This is a genomic window from Paenibacillus sp. F411 (assembly GCF_017582705.1).
GTDB classification, from domain to species: domain Bacteria; phylum Bacillota; class Bacilli; order Paenibacillales; family Paenibacillaceae; genus Paenibacillus_AQ; species Paenibacillus_AQ algicola.
The window spans coordinates 112,816-131,027 of record NZ_JAGFIP010000005.1 but is presented as its reverse complement, the minus strand read 5'-3'; the positions used below and the strand labels follow the sequence as shown (position 1 = coordinate 131,027).

Genomic DNA, 18,212 nt, shown 5'->3' with positions numbered 1-18,212 from the left:
GCCTCACTGACTTGACAACAGGATTCAAAGCTGATGAAATATACGCAGCTGAAGAGGCTGAATCGACGCCGTTTCAGGCGTGCTGGGAGTTTTTTGCATTCCCTTTTTCAGATTTTATGGTATCATGTAGAACTTAGTGCGGGAAATGCACATCCTGTAAGGGTGCAATCAAACCACAAAGGAAAGAAGGTTATGGCATGAATGCAGCCGACCGAAGCTCGGTCATGCGTTTGTTTGTCGCTCTGCCGCTGCCCCGGGAAGCAGCCGGCGCTATGCTTCAATGGACTCAGGAGCTGAAGGAGCATCTGTCCTTCCGCAAATGGGTGCACCCGCAGGATTATCATATTACTCTTCAGTTTCTTGGAGATCTGGATCCGGAGATGACGGCCTCCGTGGTGTCTAGCCTGTCCAGCGTTGCAGCGATACAGAAGCCTTTTTCACTTACGCTCGGCAAGGGCGGGGTGTTCGGGCTGGCTGCTTCGCCGCGAGTCATGTGGACAGGCGTGGACGGAGATCTGAAGGAGCTGCAGGTTTTGCAGCAGCGGGTGACCGCCAGTATGGCAGCCCTCGGCTTAAAGCCGGAGGAACGCCCTTACCGGCCTCATATTACCGCTGCCAGAAAATTTATAGACGGCCGCATTCCCATCCCCTGCCTGGAGCAGGGACCAGAGCGTGTTCGCTTCACGGCGGACGCTCTGGTGCTGTATCGGACCGTGATGGGTGCCAGCCCTATGTACGAAGTTCAGGAACGAGCTGCTTTTTCAGGCTGATCTCTCAGGAGGAAGCGCGCTCAAACTTTTTATTTTTGCGAGAATGGGTGTTTTCAACTCCTGAATTTCTGGTTACATAGAGAGGGAATGTGCCGACTTATAGGAGGAAGAACATGGATATTTCAATGTTTAGGCAAAATCGCTTCATCGCTCTGCTGGTCGGAGCGCTTTTAGTGAGCTTGTCTTTAATAAGCCTGCTGGGAATGCAGACATCCGCAGAACAGACAGAGAAGAGCAAGCCTTCCCTGGTGAACGGCAAGCCATCTGCGGCCTCGGCACAGCAACCAGGCGAAGCAAGCCGACAGAGTACCGAGTTAACAAGCAGCACAGCGATACAGGCAGTCAAGCCAAATGCAGCACCGATTCAACATTCAAGCCCGAATGAGAACCAACCGTTTCAACTACCGGCATTTCATTATTCAAGCCAGCTTCAAGGCTGGAAGCCGGAGCCAGACAAGGCATTGTCTATTCCGGAACCCCGGCAGCAGGAGAGCGAATCCGACAAGGAAGAAGCTCAGGCTAAAGAGAAAGCAACTGCGAGCCAGCATTCGAAAAGCACAGCCAAGCCCGTTGATGAGAGCACAGAAGATTCAGCACCTAAGGCCCAGGCGAAGCCGAAGAACACAGAGGGGACTCATGCCGTTAATGCCAAGGCGAACAGCCTACACCCCCCCACAACTTTATTCTTCACAAGAACGAAGACGTTAACCCAGAATGAGAAGCAGCACGCTACCTGGGAATACGCTTTGTCAGCTGAAGAGCTGCTTCTGCTCCAAAAGATTGTTATGGCAGAGGCGGAAGGCGAACCGTACGAAGGCAAAGTGGCAGTTGCCAATGTTGTCCTGAACCGGCTGCGGTCAGCCAATTTTCCCGATACGATTAGAAATGTGATTTACCAGAAGCATCAGTTCAGTCCCGTTGCGAACGGACGTATGGACCGGGTAAAACCGAGCGAAGAGACGATTAAAGCGGTGCATGCTGCACTTCATGGCGAGAAGGCGGTCAGCGATGATACGTATTTTTTCCTGTCCTTAACGTTAGCTCAAGACCTGACGGTGCATCATTCCAGAACCTTTGCGAAAAAAATCGGAAATCATTCTTTTTACAAATAGCCTCCTTCGGGTAATGTAACAGCAGGAGGTGCTAACCCTGTGAAAATAACGTATTACGGTCATTCCTGCACGCTGGTTGAGCATGAGGCGACGAGGGTGATTATAGATCCTTTTCTGTCCGGCAATCCTTCAAGTGGCGTGTCCCCGGAAAATATTGAAGTGGATGCGGTCATTCTGACTCATGGCCATGATGATCACTTTGGCGATTGCATCGATCTTGCCAGGAGAAACAACTGCCCGATTATTGCAGTGTATGAGCTTGCTGTATTTTGCAGCAAAAAAGGGGTTCAAGCCGATGGACTCAATATTGGCGGGGCCCGCAAATATGACGGCTTTGAGGTTAAGCTGACGAGTGCGCTGCACTCTTCATCCGTATCGGACGGAGACTCCTGGGTATATGCAGGACAGCCGGCCGGCGTGCTGCTCACCATGGGAGGACATACCTTTTATCATGCCGGGGATACCGCGCTATTCAGTGATCTGCGGATGATTGGCGAGATGAATTCCATAGCCTGCGCGGCACTGCCGATCGGAGATGCGCTCACGATGGGACCGCAGGATGCCCTGCTGGCAGCGCAATGGCTGCGCACACCACGGGTCATCCCGGTACACTATAACACCTTTCCGGGCATTGAGCAGGATGGACAGGACTTCTGTAACCGGCTGAAGCAGTCCGGCATCGAAGGCTATCCGCTGACATCCGGACAAAGTCTGGAGATATAGTCTTATAGACAACCTCATATCTAATCGCACAAAAAGGCTGGACCCGCTACTCATGCGGGCCCAGCCTTTTGTATAGGATGCACAGTACTATTGAATGATGGCAGATAGACTATTGATCCACGAGCACCTGAACGCCATGGGGAATGGCCACGGTTTCGCGGTTCAGCATGGAGAGCACTTGATTCACACAGTGATCAGGCATAAGATGCGGGGAAACCCCGTCCATCATGCGGCGGCGGTACTGCAGAACGTCCTCATAGCGGCAGGATAGCAGCTGCAGCCATTTATCCAGCACCGCAGGCTGATCCAGTACCTCACCAAGCCCCTCACTCACAAAAAAGTGACAGTTCTCCTCCTCTTGACCCGGAATCGGCTCGTAGAAGAGCATCGGAATGCCCTTGGCGGCTCCTTCCGTGCACGTCATGCCCCCGGGCTTTGTAATGAGCAGGTCCGAGGCGCCCATCAGCTTGTGGATATCCTTGCGGTATCCCAGCACATGAATGTGCGGATGGCGGAACAACGGATTGTGCTTCATCTCGGCGACGAGCTTGTCGTTCTGTCCCATGCAAAAGATCAGCTGAATATCGTCAGCTCTCGATGCCAGCTTGCTGAGCAGCTCCTTATTGAACATCAGCCCCCAGCCGCCGCCCATGATCAGGATCGTTGGCATATTCTTGAACCCCAGCTCCGTCCGGAGAGCCTCGGGAGGCTCAGGATCCCAGAACTTCGGATGGACCGGAATGCCGGTTACATGTATGTACTGCGATAAGATCGATCTGCGCATCAACAGCTTCTTCACCTGCGGCGTGGACACCAGGTATTCATTAACCTCGGGATTTACCCAGGTTCCATGCGCATCATAATCAGTAATCAGCGTGTATAAAGGAACGTGCAGTCCTTGACGCTTGAGCCGGGATACCACGGCATTGGGAAAAGGATGGGTGCATATAATCAGGTCCGGCTTGAGCTGCTGAATGACCTGGGAAGCCTGCGCATAAAAAATCCGGTGCAGTGCGAGCCGGGTCAGCTTGTTCAGCGATTTCTTGTATTGTGAACGGTACAGCATGCCTACAAGCCGGGGCCGGACGCTTACCGTCTTGCGATAAGCAGAAAGAATCAGCGGGCCTACTGTCGGATTCAGGAAATTGCCAAGCTCAATGACCCGGCACTGAATATGCGGATTCTTTCTCTTGAGGCCTTCTGCCAATGCATACGCCGCTTGGGTATGTCCTGTGCCGAAGCCTTCTGAAAAGAGAAGCACTCTTGTTTTTCGCATGTTTTCACCACTTCTTTCTTCCTCTATCTTACAAAAACGGATTGGATTTTTGAAGAGTGACTTCGCAAAAAAGGACATTACTAGTATATACGCTGTAGCTGCGGATGTTTTCCGTTTATTTTTGTAAAATCCAAGCCTATGGCAGCTATTGCGCTTCAGCGATGAATTTGCTACACTGGAATGACTGAATGACCAGAATTGAATTATAGTCAATTTATCGATTCCGGACAAGTTTCTTCTATTATAATACACGAAGGAGGGGGATGGATATATGGCAGCTGTAGACCGCCGTCAACTGATCCTGGATGCCGCGGCCGAATCGTTCGCGCGCTTTGGATACAAGGCGACAACCATGGATCAGGTAGCCCGGATTGCGAATGTAGGCAAAGGGACGATCTATACTTTTTTTGCGAATAAAGAAGAGCTGTTTGAAGAGATTCTGCTTTCGGTCATGCTGGAGATGAAGAAGATCGCGGAGCGAACGATCCGTAAGGACCGACATTTCTTCGATAATCTGTATGACGTGCTGGATGCGCTCCTGGATTTCCGGGATGAGCATTCGCTGTTTATAAAGCTGGGGCAGGAGAAACGGGATCTAGGTACCGCTAAGGCAGGCTATGGCTTGTCCAAGGTAGAGAACGGAATTGTATCGTATATTCAAGGCGTGGTGGAGAACGCGATTGAGCAGCAGGAGATCAAGCCTTGCGATTCTCAGGTTATAGCCTTTGTGATGCTGAAGCTGTATACGTCTCTGGCAGGAAATTTTAATGGCTTGAGAGAGCCGCTGGCCAAGAATGACGTGAAGCAATATATGATGCTGTTTATGGAGCAGGGACTAAAGGATGCGGGATCCGGCCGGATATAACGGAGGGACCCGCTTTGCCAAGGTGAAGGGCGTCCCAGGTGGAATGTCTTATTTTTTTGCTCAGGAATGACCAAATGAACAAAATAGTCATATTGTATTAAGAGGAGATGGAGAAGAGTGAATGTGTTTTTCAAGGATGTGGGAGCGGCTCTGCGTAATCGGAAGTTGCTGATTCCACTCATTGCCGTCCTGTTTATTCCGATTATGTACAGCGGGATGTTCTTAGGAGCCTTCTGGGATCCGTATGGAAAAATGGAGCAGCTGCCCGTGGCCGTCGTCAATGATGACCTGGGTGCAGAATTCGAGGGGAAGACACTGACCGTTGGGGAGGACCTTGTTGCCGAGCTGAAGAAGGGCGGTGACTTCAACTGGCAGTTTGTCAGCCGTGAAGAAGCGGAGACTGGGATGATAAATAATGAATACTACATGACGATTGTGATTCCAGAGCAGTTCTCGAAGCAGGCGACAACTGTACTGGATGAGCAGCCGCAGCCGGCGAAGCTGATCTTTGAGCCGAACGAGGGCTATAACTTTCTCGCAGGTCAGATCGGTGGAAGTGCGGTCAAGCAGATTCAGTCCAGTGTGTCTGCAAAAGTGACAGAGGCTTATACCGAGACGTTATTTCAGCAGGTCCACGCCTTGGCAGGCGGACTGAGCGAGGCAGGTCAGGGTGCCTCTGAGCTGTCAGACGGTGCGGTGAAGCTGGACGAAGGAGCTCTCAAGCTGAAAGACAATCTGAGCAAGCTGGTGAGCGGTACAGAGGAGCTTCGCTCCGGAGTCGCTCCACTGGCACAGGGCGTTCAGGAGATAGCGGCTGGCACGAGCTCACTGGACGGGGGCGCGAAGGCGCTGGCATCAGGCTTGTCCCAGCTGCTTGCGGCTCAGAAGGAGCTGCAGGCAGGTGCAGAGGACGCTGCCGGCGGCGGCACTCAGCTGGCTGCCGGCATTGAAAGAGCAGCCAGCGGCAGCCGGGAATTGACTGCAGGGCTGGAAGCCAGCCGCGATGGGGCTGCAGCGCTGCAGGCAGGAGCACAGAGCGCCGCAAACGGAGCAGAAAGCCTGGAGAACGGCCTTGCGCAATCACAGGAAGGTGCTATGGCTCTGCAGGAAGGGGCCGAAGCGCTGGCCGGGGGCTTACAGCAGCTGTCTGAAAGCAATGAGCAGCTGGCTGCGCTGCCAGAACTGCAGCAGCTGCTGGCAGCAAGCCAGGAGCTCGCAGCCGGCACTGCATCAATGAGTGAGAGCCAGGAGCAGCTGCGGGCCGGCGCCGCGAAGCTGAAGGTGGGGACTGCCGAGCTGAGCGAGGGAGCAGGCAGATTGAACACCGGCGCAGAAGAGCTGCTACAGGGCAGCAAGGAGCTGTCCGGCGGCAGTGAACAGCTCCTTGCGGGTGCCAAATCGCTGACGGCGGGGCAAGAACAGCTGTCGGCGGGCATGAAGCAGTTTGGCAGCAAGCTGGGCGAGGCTGCACAGGGCAGCCTTGAGCTCGCAGATGGCGCCGCCAGCCTGAAGCAGGGCACGCTGGCGCTTAGCGAAGGCGCGGATAAGCTGGGCAGCGGGGTCGGGCGTCTCGCGGACGGCTCGAAGGAGCTGGATGCCGGTGCAGGTGAACTGGTCAGCGGAATGAATTCCTTGACATCCGGCTCCGGCACACTCGCAGCCAGACTGAATGAAGCCGCGGAGCAGGCAGGTGCGGTTCAGGCAACAGACAGCACGTATACGATGTTTGCGGGACCCGTTGAGGTGGAGGAGCAGAAAGTAAACGAGGTGCCCAACTACGGGACCGGGTTTGCGCCGTACTTCCTGTCGCTGGGATTGTTTGTCGGTGCACTGATTACTTCCATTGTGATGCCGGTGGTGGAGTCTTCGGTGCCTGGGGCTGGCGGCTTGAGCCGACTCGTGAGCCGGACGCTTTCCTTTGCAGCTATGGGAGTCATTCAGGCGCTGCTGGCCGTGCTGCTTCTGATTTACGGCCTGGATCTGGAGGTCCAGAACGTACCCATGTTCTATGGGTTTGCGATCATCACGAGTCTGTCGTATATGCTGCTGATTCAAGCGCTGGTAACTTGGCTCGATTTGCCGGGACGCTTTGTTGCCATAGTCATCCTGATTCTACAGCTTACGACAAGCGCAGGCACGTTCCCGCTGGAGCTGATTCCCGATTGGATGAGGTTGTTTAATCCGCTGCTTCCGATGACGTACAGTGTAGCGGGCTTCAAGGCTGTAATCTCTACCGGTGATGTGAGCGTGATCTGGAGCAATACCTTGGTTCTGTCCGCCTTTGGCGGCGGGTGCCTGGTGCTGACGGCCGTGTATTTCCTAACGAATCAATACAAGAAGAGAGTCAACCCCGCTCCGGCAATAACCGCCGTGCAGTGACAAAAAAAGACATTTCGCTGAAAAATGCGGAATGTCTTTTTTGGTGGTTTTTTTGCATTATTATACATAAGCAATCAAGTAAGTTGGCTTGAGAACGGTCACAAAAGCAAAAGTTATCGAAATTATAAAAAGTTTGAATTGCGCTGATATTAAGGGAATGCTAAAATAATAACACTAATCTAACTTCTGATGTTAATGGATGAAGGCTCCTTCTTATTATTTTGCACAAAATGTCATTGTCATGCAAATATTGATCACCAAGCAGGAGAAATGGCCGGTTTGTCTTGGAGGACCCATTTTTCGGCTTTATTTTATTTTGTAACAGGAAAGGTTGCTTACTATGAAACATACCGAATTCCCGAAGAAACAAGGGTTATATGATCCGCAGTTTGAGAAAGACGCCTGCGGCATGGGTTTTGTCGCACATATCAAGGGCAGCCCTTCACATAGCATCGTCAGCCAGGCGCTGACAATGCTGGGCAATATGGAGCATCGCGGCGGACAAGGCAGTGAGCCGAATTCCGGTGACGGAGCGGGCATTATGATGCAGATTCCGCACAGCTTCTTCGCTGAAGAAGCAGCGCGCCTGGGATTTGAGCTTCCAGAGGCAGGCCAGTACGGCGCCGGGATGCTGTTCCTTTCCCATGATGCAGCCGTTCGCGAAGTGCATGAGCAGAAGCTTGCCGGCATCATTGCTGAAGAAGGACAGACTCTGCTCGGCTTCCGCGATGTCCCGACGGATGACGAGATGCTTGGCAAGACGGCGAAGGCAGCGAAGCCTTACGTCCGCCAGGTGTTTATTGGACGCAGTGAAGATATTCAGAACGACCTTGATTTCGAACGCAAGCTGTATGTAATCCGCAGACGCGCTGAGCTGGCGATCCGCTACAGCAATGTGCCGGAAGGCGATACCTTCTATGTATCCAGCCTTTCCTGCCGCAAGATTGTATATAAAGGCATGCTGACGACAGTTCAGGTCGGCCAATTCTATCTGGATCTGCAAAATCCTTCCCTGACCTCGGCGATTGCACTCGTGCACTCCCGTTTCAGTACCAATACGTTTCCAAGCTGGGAGCGCGCGCATCCATACCGCTTTATGATCCACAATGGTGAGATTAATACGCTTCGCGGCAACGTGAACTGGATGCATGCCCGTCAATCCCTGTTTGAGAGTGAAGTGTTCGGCAGCGACCTGGAGAAGATCAAGCCTGTCATTAACCCGGACGGCTCGGATACAGGCATGTTCGATAACACCTTCGAGTTTCTGTATTTGAGCGGACGCTCCCTGCCGCACGTAGCGATGATGATGGTGCCGGAGCCTTGGAACAATCATGAGAGCATGGACACGACGAAGAAATCGTTCTATGAATATCACAGCACGCTGATGGAGCCGTGGGACGGCCCGGCCGCGATGGCATTTACAGACGGCGTTCAGATCGCCGCGACACTGGACCGTAACGGTCTTCGTCCATCCCGTTATTATGTGACGAAGGATGACCTGATTGTACTGTCCTCCGAGGCAGGAGTTCTGGACATCCCTGCCGAGAACGTGCTGCGCAAGGACCGTCTGCGCCCAGGCCGTATGCTGGTCGTTGATACCCAGGAAGGTCGCATTATTTCTGATGAAGAAGTAAAGGCAAAGATTGCTTCCGAGCTCCCTTACGGTGATTGGCTGAAGGAGCATCTCGTTGAGCTTTCAGATCTTCCTGAAGCACCGGAGCTTCCAAATCCGAAGCACGAAAATGTACGTCAGCTGCAGCAATCCTTCGGCTTCACGTATGAAGAGCTGCGCAAGGTGCTGGAGCCCATGGCGCTGACCGGAGCCGAGGCGATTGCTTCTATGGGCTATGACGCTCCGCTGGCTGTATTGTCCGACCGCCCGCAGCGCCTGTTTAATTATTTTAAACAGATGTTTGCCCAAGTAACCAACCCGCCGATTGATGCGATTCGGGAGGAGCTGGTCACTTCTACGGCTACGACCATCGGGCCGGAGCGGAACCTGCTGCAGCCGGAGCCGGAGAGCTGCCGTCATATCCGTCTGGATTCTCCAATTCTCTCGAACGAGGATTTTGCAAAAATCCGTCACGTGCATCGTCCAGGCTTCAAGTCGATGACCATTCCGATTTTCTTTACCGCTGCAGACGGCGCGGAAGGGCTGCGCAAGGCGCTGGATGGCCTGTGTGAAGCGGCTGACCGCGTAATCAAGAAGGGCCACAACATTCTGATTCTGTCTGACCGCGGTGTTGATCGCGAGAACGCAGCGATTCCTTCACTGCTCGCCGTATCGACCCTGCATCACCATCTGATTCGCCAAGGCACCCGTACCCGGGTCAGCATTCTGCTGGAATCGGGCGAGCCTCGCGAGGTGCATCATTTTGCGCTCTTGCTGGGCTATGGCGTAAGTGCCGTCAACCCTTATCTGGCGTTCGAGACTCTGGATGATATGATTCAAGAGAAGATGCTTCGCGGTATTTCTCACGAGAAGGCCGTCAAGAACTTCATCAAGGCTGCCAGCAAGGGCGTCGTGAAGGTGCTCTCCAAGATGGGGATTTCCACGATTCAGTCTTATCGCGGTGCTCAAATCTTTGAAGCGGTCGGATTAAAGTCCGAGTTCGTGGATCAGTACTTCACCTGGACACCTTCCCGGATCGGAGGCATCGGCCTTGAAGAAGTGGCTGCCGAGGCTCTGGCACACCATGAGCGTGCCTTTACAGACAAAGACGGCAACGATAAGGCGCTGGATTCTGTAGGTGAGTATCAGTGGAGAAACGGCGGAGAAGAGCATCTGTTCAATCCAAGAACGATTCACCTGCTGCAGCAAGCTGTACGCACCGGTGATTACAAGGTATATAAGCAGTACGCAGAGCTGGTACAAGGTGAGAACGAGAGCCATATGACGCTCCGCGCTCTGCTTCAGATCAAGCCGGGAGGCAAGCCAGTGCCTCTGGATGAGGTCGAGCCGCTGGAGAACATCATGAAGCGCTTCAAGACGGGCGCGATGTCCTTCGGTTCTATCAGTAAAGAGGCGCATGAGAGCCTTGCAATCGGGATGAACCGGATCGGTGGACGAAGCAATACCGGTGAAGGCGGCGAGGATCCGGCGCGTTACACACTGGATGAGAACGGTGATTCCCGCCGCAGCGCCATCAAGCAGGTAGCCTCAGGACGCTTCGGTGTAACCTCGAACTACCTGGTGAACGCGGATGAAATTCAAATCAAGATGGCGCAGGGTGCCAAGCCGGGTGAGGGAGGCCAGCTGCCGGGACGTAAGGTGTATCCTTGGGTCGCAGAGGTTCGCGGCTCCACGCCGGGCGTCGGCCTGATCTCGCCTCCGCCTCACCATGATATTTATTCCATTGAGGATCTGGCTGAGCTGATCTACGATCTGAAGAACAGTAATCCTCGTGCGGACATTAACGTCAAGCTCGTTTCCGAGGTCGGTGTGGGCACGATTGCCGCAGGCGTTGCCAAAGGACGTGCAGATATTATTCTGGTCAGCGGCTACGATGGGGGTACCGGTGCTTCACCACAGGGCTCCATCCGTCATGCCGGGATGCCTTGGGAGCTGGGCCTTGCCGAAACGCATCAGACGCTGATGATGAACAACCTTCGGGACCGCGTCGTTCTGGAGACGGACGGCAAGATGCTGAACGGCCGTGACTTGATCATTGCGGCGCTGCTGGGCGCGGAGCAATATGGCTTCTCCACAGCTCCACTGGTGGCGATCGGCTGTATCATGATGCGTGTATGTCAAATGGATACTTGTCCGGTCGGCGTCGCTACCCAGAATCCTGAGCTGCGCAAGAACTTCACCGGAGATCCGGCGCATGTTGTGAACTTTATGAAGTTTGTGGCAGAGGATATGCGGGAGCAGATGGCTGAGCTGGGCTTCCGCACCGTTGATGAAATGATCGGACGCACGGATTGCCTGGATTCCGTCAATGTAGACAGCCACTGGAAGAAGAAAGGCGTCAACATTTCCGCGCTTCTCTATACGCCGGAGCTGAACGAAGAGAGCACGCGCTACCGTACTCAGCACCAGAACCACGGTCTGGAAGAAACGCTGGATATGCGCGTTCTGCTGGGGCAAGCGGAGCCTGCAATTCAAGCTGGCACAGCTGTAGAAGGCAGGTATCACATTACGAACGTAGATCGTGCTGCAGGTACAATTGTCGGCAGCGAGGTCACTCGCAAGTATGGCGCTGCCGGATTGCCGGATGATACGATTCAGTTTACCTTCGAAGGCTCTGCAGGCCAAAGCTTTGGCGCCTTTGTACCGAAGGGCATGACGCTGACAGTAGAGGGCGACAGCAATGACTACATCGGCAAAGGCTTGTCGGGAGGAAAGATTATTGTGAAGCCTTCCCCGCAGGCGACCTTTGTACCGGAAGAGAACATCATTGCCGGCAACACGGCATTTTACGGAGCAACGAGCGGTGAAGCATATATCCGCGGGATTGCCGGTGAACGCTTTGCGGTTCGGAATTCCGGAGCCAGCATTGTCGTTGAAGGCGTAGGCGATCACGGCTGTGAGTATATGACCGGCGGACGTGTAGCCGTACTGGGCGAGACGGGCCGGAACTTTGCAGCCGGGATGTCCGGAGGTACAGCCTATGTGTACGATCCGGAAGGAAACTTTATGGATCGCTGCAATCGCGAAATGGTGCTTCTGGAGCGCGTAGAGGATGCAGAGGAGTCTGAAATTCTGTTCTCGATGCTTCAGCGGCATTCCATGTACACGGACAGCAGTGTAGCGCAGGAGCTTCTGGGAGACTGGGAGCAGTCACTGTCTAAGTTCGTGAAGGTAATACCGAAGGATTACAAGCGGATGCTGGAGCAGATTCAGAAGGTCCAGGATCAAGGCTTGACCGGGGATGCTGCCCTGCTGGCCGCTTTCGAAGCGAATATGCGAGAGCTGGCGCGCACTGGCGGTGCCTAAATCACAAGCAGCATAGAGGATCAGACATGAGAACGGGACGTCTCCTTACGGAGCGTCCCGTTCTTTTTTAATAACATGTCATGAACACATCGAGGTCTTAAATGAAAAGGTTTACATAAATTTGGGTATAAAGGCCTGCTGCTTGCATAATGACAAACCACGCTACTCAAAATCCAGCCTAAATCTAACAATTCAGTATTGGATAGTAAAATGTGCTGAGTATTCGACAAAATTAGAAGCTAAAATTTATGGGCAAGCCTCCATGAGACGACAGCATCTCAAGGCTTGGTCCATTATAATATTGGTAAGTAAGTTAGGGGTGGCACGCGATGTAATCATACCGGGGGATGGAGAGAATAGACAAGGAAGGAAGAGGTAAGTAGCGGATGAATAAGGAGAGAGAAACCGGAACGCGGATCAATAATCCGCAGCCGAACCAGGAGCCAAAGAGCTTGGACATTCATGCCATTATGAGCCAAATGGGAATCCATCCCGACAAATGGAAGCAGCATCTTGCGCTTCAAGAAGACGAATAGCAGCGAAGAGGGTGGTTTACGAGCCGCCGCAGCGTGGAAAGAATCCCCGGACCTATAAACCGATCCGGGGATTTGTTATTTCATCGAGCGCTCCATCCGAACGAAGGCAATGAAACGCCGGGCTTCCTCTTCGCTCAGCTTGCGGCCATCTACAGTTAAGTGGAACCGATTCAACAGGTCCTCATCCGATAGCTCCAGCTCATCCACAAATTGTCTGACATCCGGCTCCATAACCATCTTCTCGTTGCCGGTCCGTCCAATGAGATAATCAATCGACACATTGAAGCGGTCTGCCAGTCCGGTCAAGGTTTCGAAATCCGGCTTGCGCCGGTTCTTCTCGTAGTGGGATAATGCAGCACGGGTGATGCCGATCGAAGTTGCGAGCTCCTCCTGCGTCCAGCCCCTCTGCTCCCGCAATGCTGCAATCCTTTCTCCGTAGTTCATGAATGGTCCTCCTCCGGTAGCTAACAATCACACCTTTATATTAACAATAAAAAAGTACCCATGAAATAAATGGATATACTGCCCGTAAATCCTAAGGAAGCGTATTGACTAGATACAATATGTATCGTAATATGGAAATAGAAATTAGATACGAAACGTATCTTCTTGAAACATTTGGTATCATTGTATCCATGATCTGAATGTCCTATACCAGAAATCTCGAAAGAAGAAGGGGTATTATGGATAGTTCCATGTTCTCGGGCATTCAATATGGCCCATCTGTTCGAATACAGCTTGCCGCCATCGGCACACTTCCTATATCCGGGCGTTTCCACGAGGTAACTGTGCTGGAAATCAGTCCGCAGCAGCTGCTATTTCTGTGTGAATGGGAAATTCCTCAATCGGATCGCGTCCAGCTGATCTATGAGCTTATGGACTCCAGAGACCGTCTCCTGCTGCAAGGGGAGATTGCAGGGAGTAAGCCGTGGGAGAGCCGAATGCTCTACATCGTCAAGCTGCAGGCGGATGAAACGCAAAAGCTCCGGATTACCGGCATGCTAAATCGAATGATGTCACGGTACTCTGTGGATCGGCGTATTCATCATTATCAAAGCCCGTTATTTGGGCATTCCCGGCGGGAGCGGAGGTCTGGAGCTTCACTGTATCCCCGCAAATAAAAGAATACATATATTTTACTATACTTGCGCAGGTAGGTCATTAGTTCTTTTAACTTAAATACGTGTTCTATTTACGCAGAAAAGTACATTTGCTTTTGTCAAATTGTGACTAGAAACATATGAATCGGGTCATGGAAGGGATGGAAGGAGTCAACCCCATTTGAGGAAAATCATGAAAATCACCACCCTGGTTCTGGGAGCTTTGCTGCTTGGGACCGGGATTTATGCGTACAGTATGTATCATTCGGTGAAAAAAACAGCGGATGAGATGTTTGAAGAACGTACACCTTTGCCCCCAACGGTGCTTCAGACGGAGCCGGTCTCTAAGGGGAACAAGCCGAAGGCCACGCAATCGGATATGGCTGCTGTCATTGACAAGGAAGCGATTTCGATTAGGGCTGGAGAAAGTGTTCCGGCGATCCAGGCTAATCTGGATCAGAAGGAGCCGTTCACCGTACTCGTTATGGGAGTGGATGAGCGTGAGCATGACCGTGGACGCTCGGATGCGATGATTCTGCTGTCCGTGAACCCGGCCAGGGAATCCATCCTGATGTTTAACATCCCCCGCGATACAAGAACCGCGATTGCCGGCCACGGAACGGTGGACAAAATTAATCATGCTTACGCTTTTGGCGGCGTGGATATGTCTGTCCGCACAGTAGAATCGTTCCTGCAGGTACCGGTCCATTTTTATGTGAAGGTTAATATGGAGGGCTTCGCCCGGATCATTGACACGCTGGGAGGAGTCCGCGTTCAGAATACGATGGCGTTTGATTATGGGGGTTACCATTTTACACAGGGCAGTATTGAGCTTACGGGTGATCAGGCATTGGCGTATTCCCGGATGAGATTTGAGGATCCTCGGGGCGATCTCGGTCGGAACACGCGGCAGCGGCAGATTGTTGACGGCGTGCTTCAGAAGTCCTTGCAGATGTCTACGGTATTCAGCTTGAATGAGCTGCTGGAGGGGATCGGGAGCAGTGTGAGGACCGACATCACCTTTGAGGAAATGAAGATTCTGATGACGAAATACCGCAAGAACCTGCACGGCACAAAACAAATCGAAATTCAGGGCTCCGGCGCGACCATCGGCGGAATCTGGTACTATATCGTGGAAGCGAAGGAACGCCAGCGAATCCGGTCCATCCTAGTGGAGCATATGCAGCCACCGCAATAGCAGCACAGCCAAAGAGAACATCCGGGATATCTCCTGGATGTTCTCTTTGGCTGTGGAGAGAAGAGGACCGGGATCATTGGGAGAACGCTGCGGAGACGCTGCGGGCTCTGTCCAGCACCAGTTCGCGCAGGGAGTGTATCGTTTGCTGGTCTATAGGACGCCAGACGCGGTACAGATCTACCTGGGAGGCCAGACGCGCAGTGATGTCAAAATGCCAAGCGGTCAGGCCGCATCCTTCAAGGAGGGAGCTGCGGTAGGTGTGCCTTGATAGCAAGGACAGCCGTTCCAGCCGGCTTGTTTCCTGAAGCATCAGGTCTTTGCAGTCTGCCTTGACTAACTCAAATATTCCGGCCAGCGGCAGGGTGTCCTGAACGAAGGAGGACGTGACCGGCACAGCAAATTTAGTCTCACGCTCAAACAGCGGACGATATTCCGAGGTGCTCATTCCGAAGACATCCAGGCTTTCCTGCCATAGCTTCTGCTGCGGATAAGCGGGGGTAACCTGAAAGGTGCCGTTAGCATCCCTGCTGACGGGGATCACATCATCGGTGAGCAGGCGATAACCTTGCTGCAGCAGCGCTGAGGCGAGCGTCGATTTTCCATGTCCGGAATGGCCGACAATGGCGTACGCTCTGCCGTCGATTTCAATAGCGCTGCCATGAAGGGGGAGGATTTTACGCTGGAGCAGGATCGCTCCCATACAGGTGCCCAGCAGGTACAGGCGCAGCTGATCCGGGTCCGCTCCCGGCTCAGGAGAAGCCTCCATCCGGTTTCCGTTCTTGCACGCGAACAGAGCCAGGCCTTCGATGCGCAGCATATAGGTGTCCGGCGTGTTGATATAAGCACCCGTTGGGGAGTAAGAAGCCCACTGGCTGGCAAGGTCCGCATAGCCAATGTAAAGATCGATCGGCTCAGAAGAATGTGGTGCCTGGATTGAAGCAGGAGGGAGAGTCGGCAATTCCGGAAAGTGAATTTCACTCTGTATGTGCAAGCCAAATGCTTTGTACATCGGGATGGAATGTAGTTCTTGAGACAATTCACTCACTCCTTCTATTAAGTAAGAAGAGAAACAGCCCGAATACCCGGAGGAAGCGGTACAGGGGCTGTTTTGTGCATGTGTACAGCATTAGCTAAAATGTACCATTTCGTCCGGGTCCGGTTGAAGAGCGTCCGGACGGACATCGCCTGGGCCTGCCATCGTCATGTTCATATCAAGCACTTCCAATGTAGGAGCATTCCATTCTTTTTTCATCGCATTCACCTCCTTTCAAGCACAGTGCTTTACATGTGGTGCTGCAGAAATCGATGCAGAATGAGACTTCGCATGAGCAGCTTGAATGCCGGCTGGTAAGCTTGATCTGACGCAATACCATGCCGTGCTTCGGCAAGCGCGGTATCTACGGCCGGCATGTTCATCACATGCTGCATCCGCGAATCCTGCCGCATCTGCTCCAGAGCGTTCAAGAATTCCTGCCAATGCGGCTTCATTCGGTGCAGGGAGTCGGCCGCTTGTATACCCCGCGTGCGCTGATTCAGGCGGATTGAATCCGGAAGCAAGCCCTTGGTGGAGCGGCGAATCAACGCCCGATCCATGCCCTGCTGCACAAACTGCTCGATGGGTGCTGCCAGGCAGAACCGGATGACACGAAGATCATTCGTCGGGTCATGGCCGCAAAGAGAGTAGCGAAGTGAAAGCTTGGAGCCGCTCGTTCCGGTCGTACCCCACATGTGAATGCGTTCAAAATGAACCTTTCGCGCCTCCAGCGGATCTGCCGGCAGCTCGGCTTCAGAGCCGATGCCAATAAAGGCCTGATCCTGCAGCCGATGGTAGATGCCGGTTTCTTTGGCATAAGCGTCATTGATCATTTGCGGAAACTCGTAAGCTGTTCCCACCGGCTTGAGCCGATTGACGATCGGAAATGCTTTGCGGCACAAGACAGAATACATAATTTTGCGCCTGGTGCCGGTATTCAAGCTGTACTGCTGAACCTCCCGCCGAAGCTTGCCCCATTGAAGCTGCTTCAAGAGAGTGGCGTAATAACCGAATGCGGGACCCCAGGAGATACTGTAGTTACCACGGGCACCGCTGAGAAGGACACCAATGCCCTGCTGGCTTGCGGCTTCATGAATGCCGCGGAGCCAGAAGGTGTTGTCAAAGAATTTGTAAGGGGACTCCAGGGTATCCAGCCATTCATCGATCTCGGTGAACGGGCTGGCTCCTTGAAAGCTCAAGTAGCTGGGCTCCATATTACCGGCAAACTGAACCGTCTGTTCAATCAGCGGCCGCTCATTGGCGAGTCTGCGCTTGGGTGTCCAGTCTTCAAAATCTTCGGCCGGGACGTAGCTGAACGTATGCAGCGGCCGCTGCTGCTGCTGGAGTGCCTTGGCGGCAAAGCTGGCGACGGAACCGGAGTCCAGACCTCCGCTGAGATAGCCGCCCACCTTGCGGTGGCTCCGTTGGAAGCGGGAGGTCACCGCTTTCTGAAAGACTCCCCGGAAAGCTTCGTCGTACTCCTGAGAGGAGGATAGCTGCAGCGGGCTGATATTTCTAAGGCTGTCATATTTCTGAATCGTGATGTCATTTCCTCGGACGGTGAGGGTATGTGAGGGAGGCAGCTGGGCAACCCCCTCATAAACAGTGGAGAGCATATCCGGCGGCTCGAACACACCGCGGATGGCGAGAAATTCGGCCAGCCAGGTATGGTTCAGACTTTTATGTATATGGGGCAGGGACAGCAGGGGTTTAATCATGGTGCACAGGGACAGCTGCTGCCGGTCGCGATGATAATACAGCGTTCTCGCTCCGGAGAAATCCCGGGCACCGAACAGAACATGCTGACGCGGATCCCAGATGATGAAGGCGAAGTCTCCCACAAGCCGCTCCGGCATGCGTCTCTCCCACTTCTCATAGGCCCACAGCAGGAGCTGGCTGTCTGGCATGGAGGATCTCAGCTCCTGTGGAATCAGCAGCTGGTCCATGAGCTCCTCCCGATTGTCCAGAATGCAGTCTGCCGTTATGGCCAGACCGCGGCGGGAATCGTGGTAGGGAAGCTGTTCCTCCAGAGACTGGGTCGTCATTTGCTGGAGCAGACATCCTAGCATGACATGTTCATGCTGCCACACGGAGCATTGATCTGCCGGGTACAGCTTCAGGGCGTCCATGACTAGTTCGTCATGCCCAGCCTGTACAGGTTCTCCGTCCAGGCGATAAATACAGGCGATGGCACTCATGATCCATTTCTCCTTCATGATCATCCTGACGTTTTATTAGATACATTTAGTATCGGTCATAATATACATGAAGTTACAAATTG

General features: G+C 53.3%; 14 protein-coding genes. 9 read left to right on the top strand and 5 right to left on the bottom strand.

All coding sequences use genetic code 11. The annotated features are described in order from the left end of the window. The first annotated feature begins 197 nt into the window (after positions 1-197). The 3 genes from thpR to JJQ72_RS07495 all read left to right on the top strand — a co-directional run bounded on the left by thpR (position 198) and on the right by JJQ72_RS07495 (position 2,605). Positions 198-770: an RNA 2',3'-cyclic phosphodiesterase gene (gene thpR, locus JJQ72_RS07505; protein WP_208203259.1), complete on the top strand. Its 573-nt coding sequence runs from the start codon at positions 198-200 to the stop codon at positions 768-770. 113 nt (positions 771-883) lie between these two features. Further along, on the top strand, positions 884-1,882 hold the full coding sequence (locus JJQ72_RS07500; protein WP_208203258.1) for a cell wall hydrolase: 999 nt from the start codon (positions 884-886) through the stop codon (positions 1,880-1,882). Positions 1,883-1,921: 39 nt separating this feature from the next. Beyond that, positions 1,922-2,605 (top strand): metal-dependent hydrolase, encoded by a 684-nt coding sequence (locus JJQ72_RS07495; RefSeq protein WP_208203257.1) that lies wholly within the window; start codon positions 1,922-1,924, stop codon positions 2,603-2,605. 109 nt (positions 2,606-2,714) lie between these two features. On the opposite strand, the gene JJQ72_RS07490 is transcribed toward JJQ72_RS07495, so the two are convergent. Then, positions 2,715-3,881 carry an MGDG synthase family glycosyltransferase gene (locus JJQ72_RS07490; RefSeq protein WP_208203256.1) on the bottom strand — a complete coding sequence of 389 codons (1,167 nt, stop codon included), beginning with the start codon at positions 3,879-3,881 and terminating at the stop codon, positions 2,715-2,717. Between the two features lie 271 nt (positions 3,882-4,152). On the opposite strand from JJQ72_RS07490, the gene JJQ72_RS07485 reads away from it, so the two are divergent. From JJQ72_RS07485 to JJQ72_RS07470, 4 genes are all read left to right on the top strand, one after another. Beyond that, a complete protein-coding gene (locus JJQ72_RS07485) occupies positions 4,153-4,746 on the top strand; it encodes a TetR/AcrR family transcriptional regulator (protein WP_138226868.1) in 594 nt (197 codons plus the stop codon). A gap of 117 nt (positions 4,747-4,863) precedes the next feature. After that, the gene (locus tag JJQ72_RS07480) at positions 4,864-7,125 is read left to right on the top strand and encodes a YhgE/Pip family protein (protein ID WP_347880729.1); all 2,262 of its coding nucleotides are present in this window, start codon (positions 4,864-4,866) and stop codon (positions 7,123-7,125) included. A gap of 340 nt (positions 7,126-7,465) precedes the next feature. Next, positions 7,466-12,064 carry a glutamate synthase large subunit gene (gene gltB, locus JJQ72_RS07475; RefSeq protein WP_208203255.1) on the top strand — a complete coding sequence of 1,533 codons (4,599 nt, stop codon included), beginning with the start codon at positions 7,466-7,468 and terminating at the stop codon, positions 12,062-12,064. Positions 12,065-12,450: 386 nt separating this feature from the next. After that, a complete protein-coding gene (locus JJQ72_RS07470; RefSeq protein WP_175415346.1) occupies positions 12,451-12,600 on the top strand; it encodes a hypothetical protein in 150 nt (49 codons plus the stop codon). Between the two features lie 75 nt (positions 12,601-12,675). Here JJQ72_RS07470 and JJQ72_RS07465 read toward each other — a convergent pair whose 3' ends face one another. Continuing rightward, positions 12,676-13,044, bottom strand: a complete 369-nt coding sequence (locus JJQ72_RS07465) for a helix-turn-helix domain-containing protein (protein WP_138226865.1) — start codon at positions 13,042-13,044, stop codon at positions 12,676-12,678. A 239-nt stretch (positions 13,045-13,283) separates the two neighbouring features. Between JJQ72_RS07465 and JJQ72_RS07460 the strand changes: the two genes are divergently transcribed. Both JJQ72_RS07460 and JJQ72_RS07455 read left to right on the top strand, forming a co-directional pair. Next, positions 13,284-13,721, top strand: a complete 438-nt coding sequence (locus JJQ72_RS07460; protein ID WP_138226864.1) for a hypothetical protein — start codon at positions 13,284-13,286, stop codon at positions 13,719-13,721. Positions 13,722-13,881: 160 nt separating this feature from the next. Then, positions 13,882-14,898 carry an LCP family glycopolymer transferase gene (locus tag JJQ72_RS07455; protein WP_208203254.1) on the top strand — a complete coding sequence of 339 codons (1,017 nt, stop codon included), beginning with the start codon at positions 13,882-13,884 and terminating at the stop codon, positions 14,896-14,898. Positions 14,899-14,971: 73 nt separating this feature from the next. On the opposite strand, the gene JJQ72_RS07450 is transcribed toward JJQ72_RS07455, so the two are convergent. The 3 genes from JJQ72_RS07450 to JJQ72_RS07440 all read right to left on the bottom strand — a co-directional run bounded on the left by JJQ72_RS07450 (position 14,972) and on the right by JJQ72_RS07440 (position 18,129). Further along, positions 14,972-15,907 (bottom strand): aldolase, encoded by a 936-nt coding sequence (locus JJQ72_RS07450; RefSeq protein ID WP_208203324.1) that lies wholly within the window; start codon positions 15,905-15,907, stop codon positions 14,972-14,974. 117 nt (positions 15,908-16,024) lie between these two features. Continuing rightward, a complete protein-coding gene (locus JJQ72_RS07445) occupies positions 16,025-16,150 on the bottom strand; it encodes a paeninodin family lasso peptide (RefSeq protein ID WP_208203253.1) in 126 nt (41 codons plus the stop codon). Between the two features lie 29 nt (positions 16,151-16,179). Then, complete coding sequence (locus JJQ72_RS07440) at positions 16,180-18,129, bottom strand: asparagine synthase-related protein (protein WP_208203252.1); 1,950 nt, start codon at positions 18,127-18,129, stop codon at positions 16,180-16,182. Positions 18,130-18,212 lie beyond the last annotated feature (83 nt).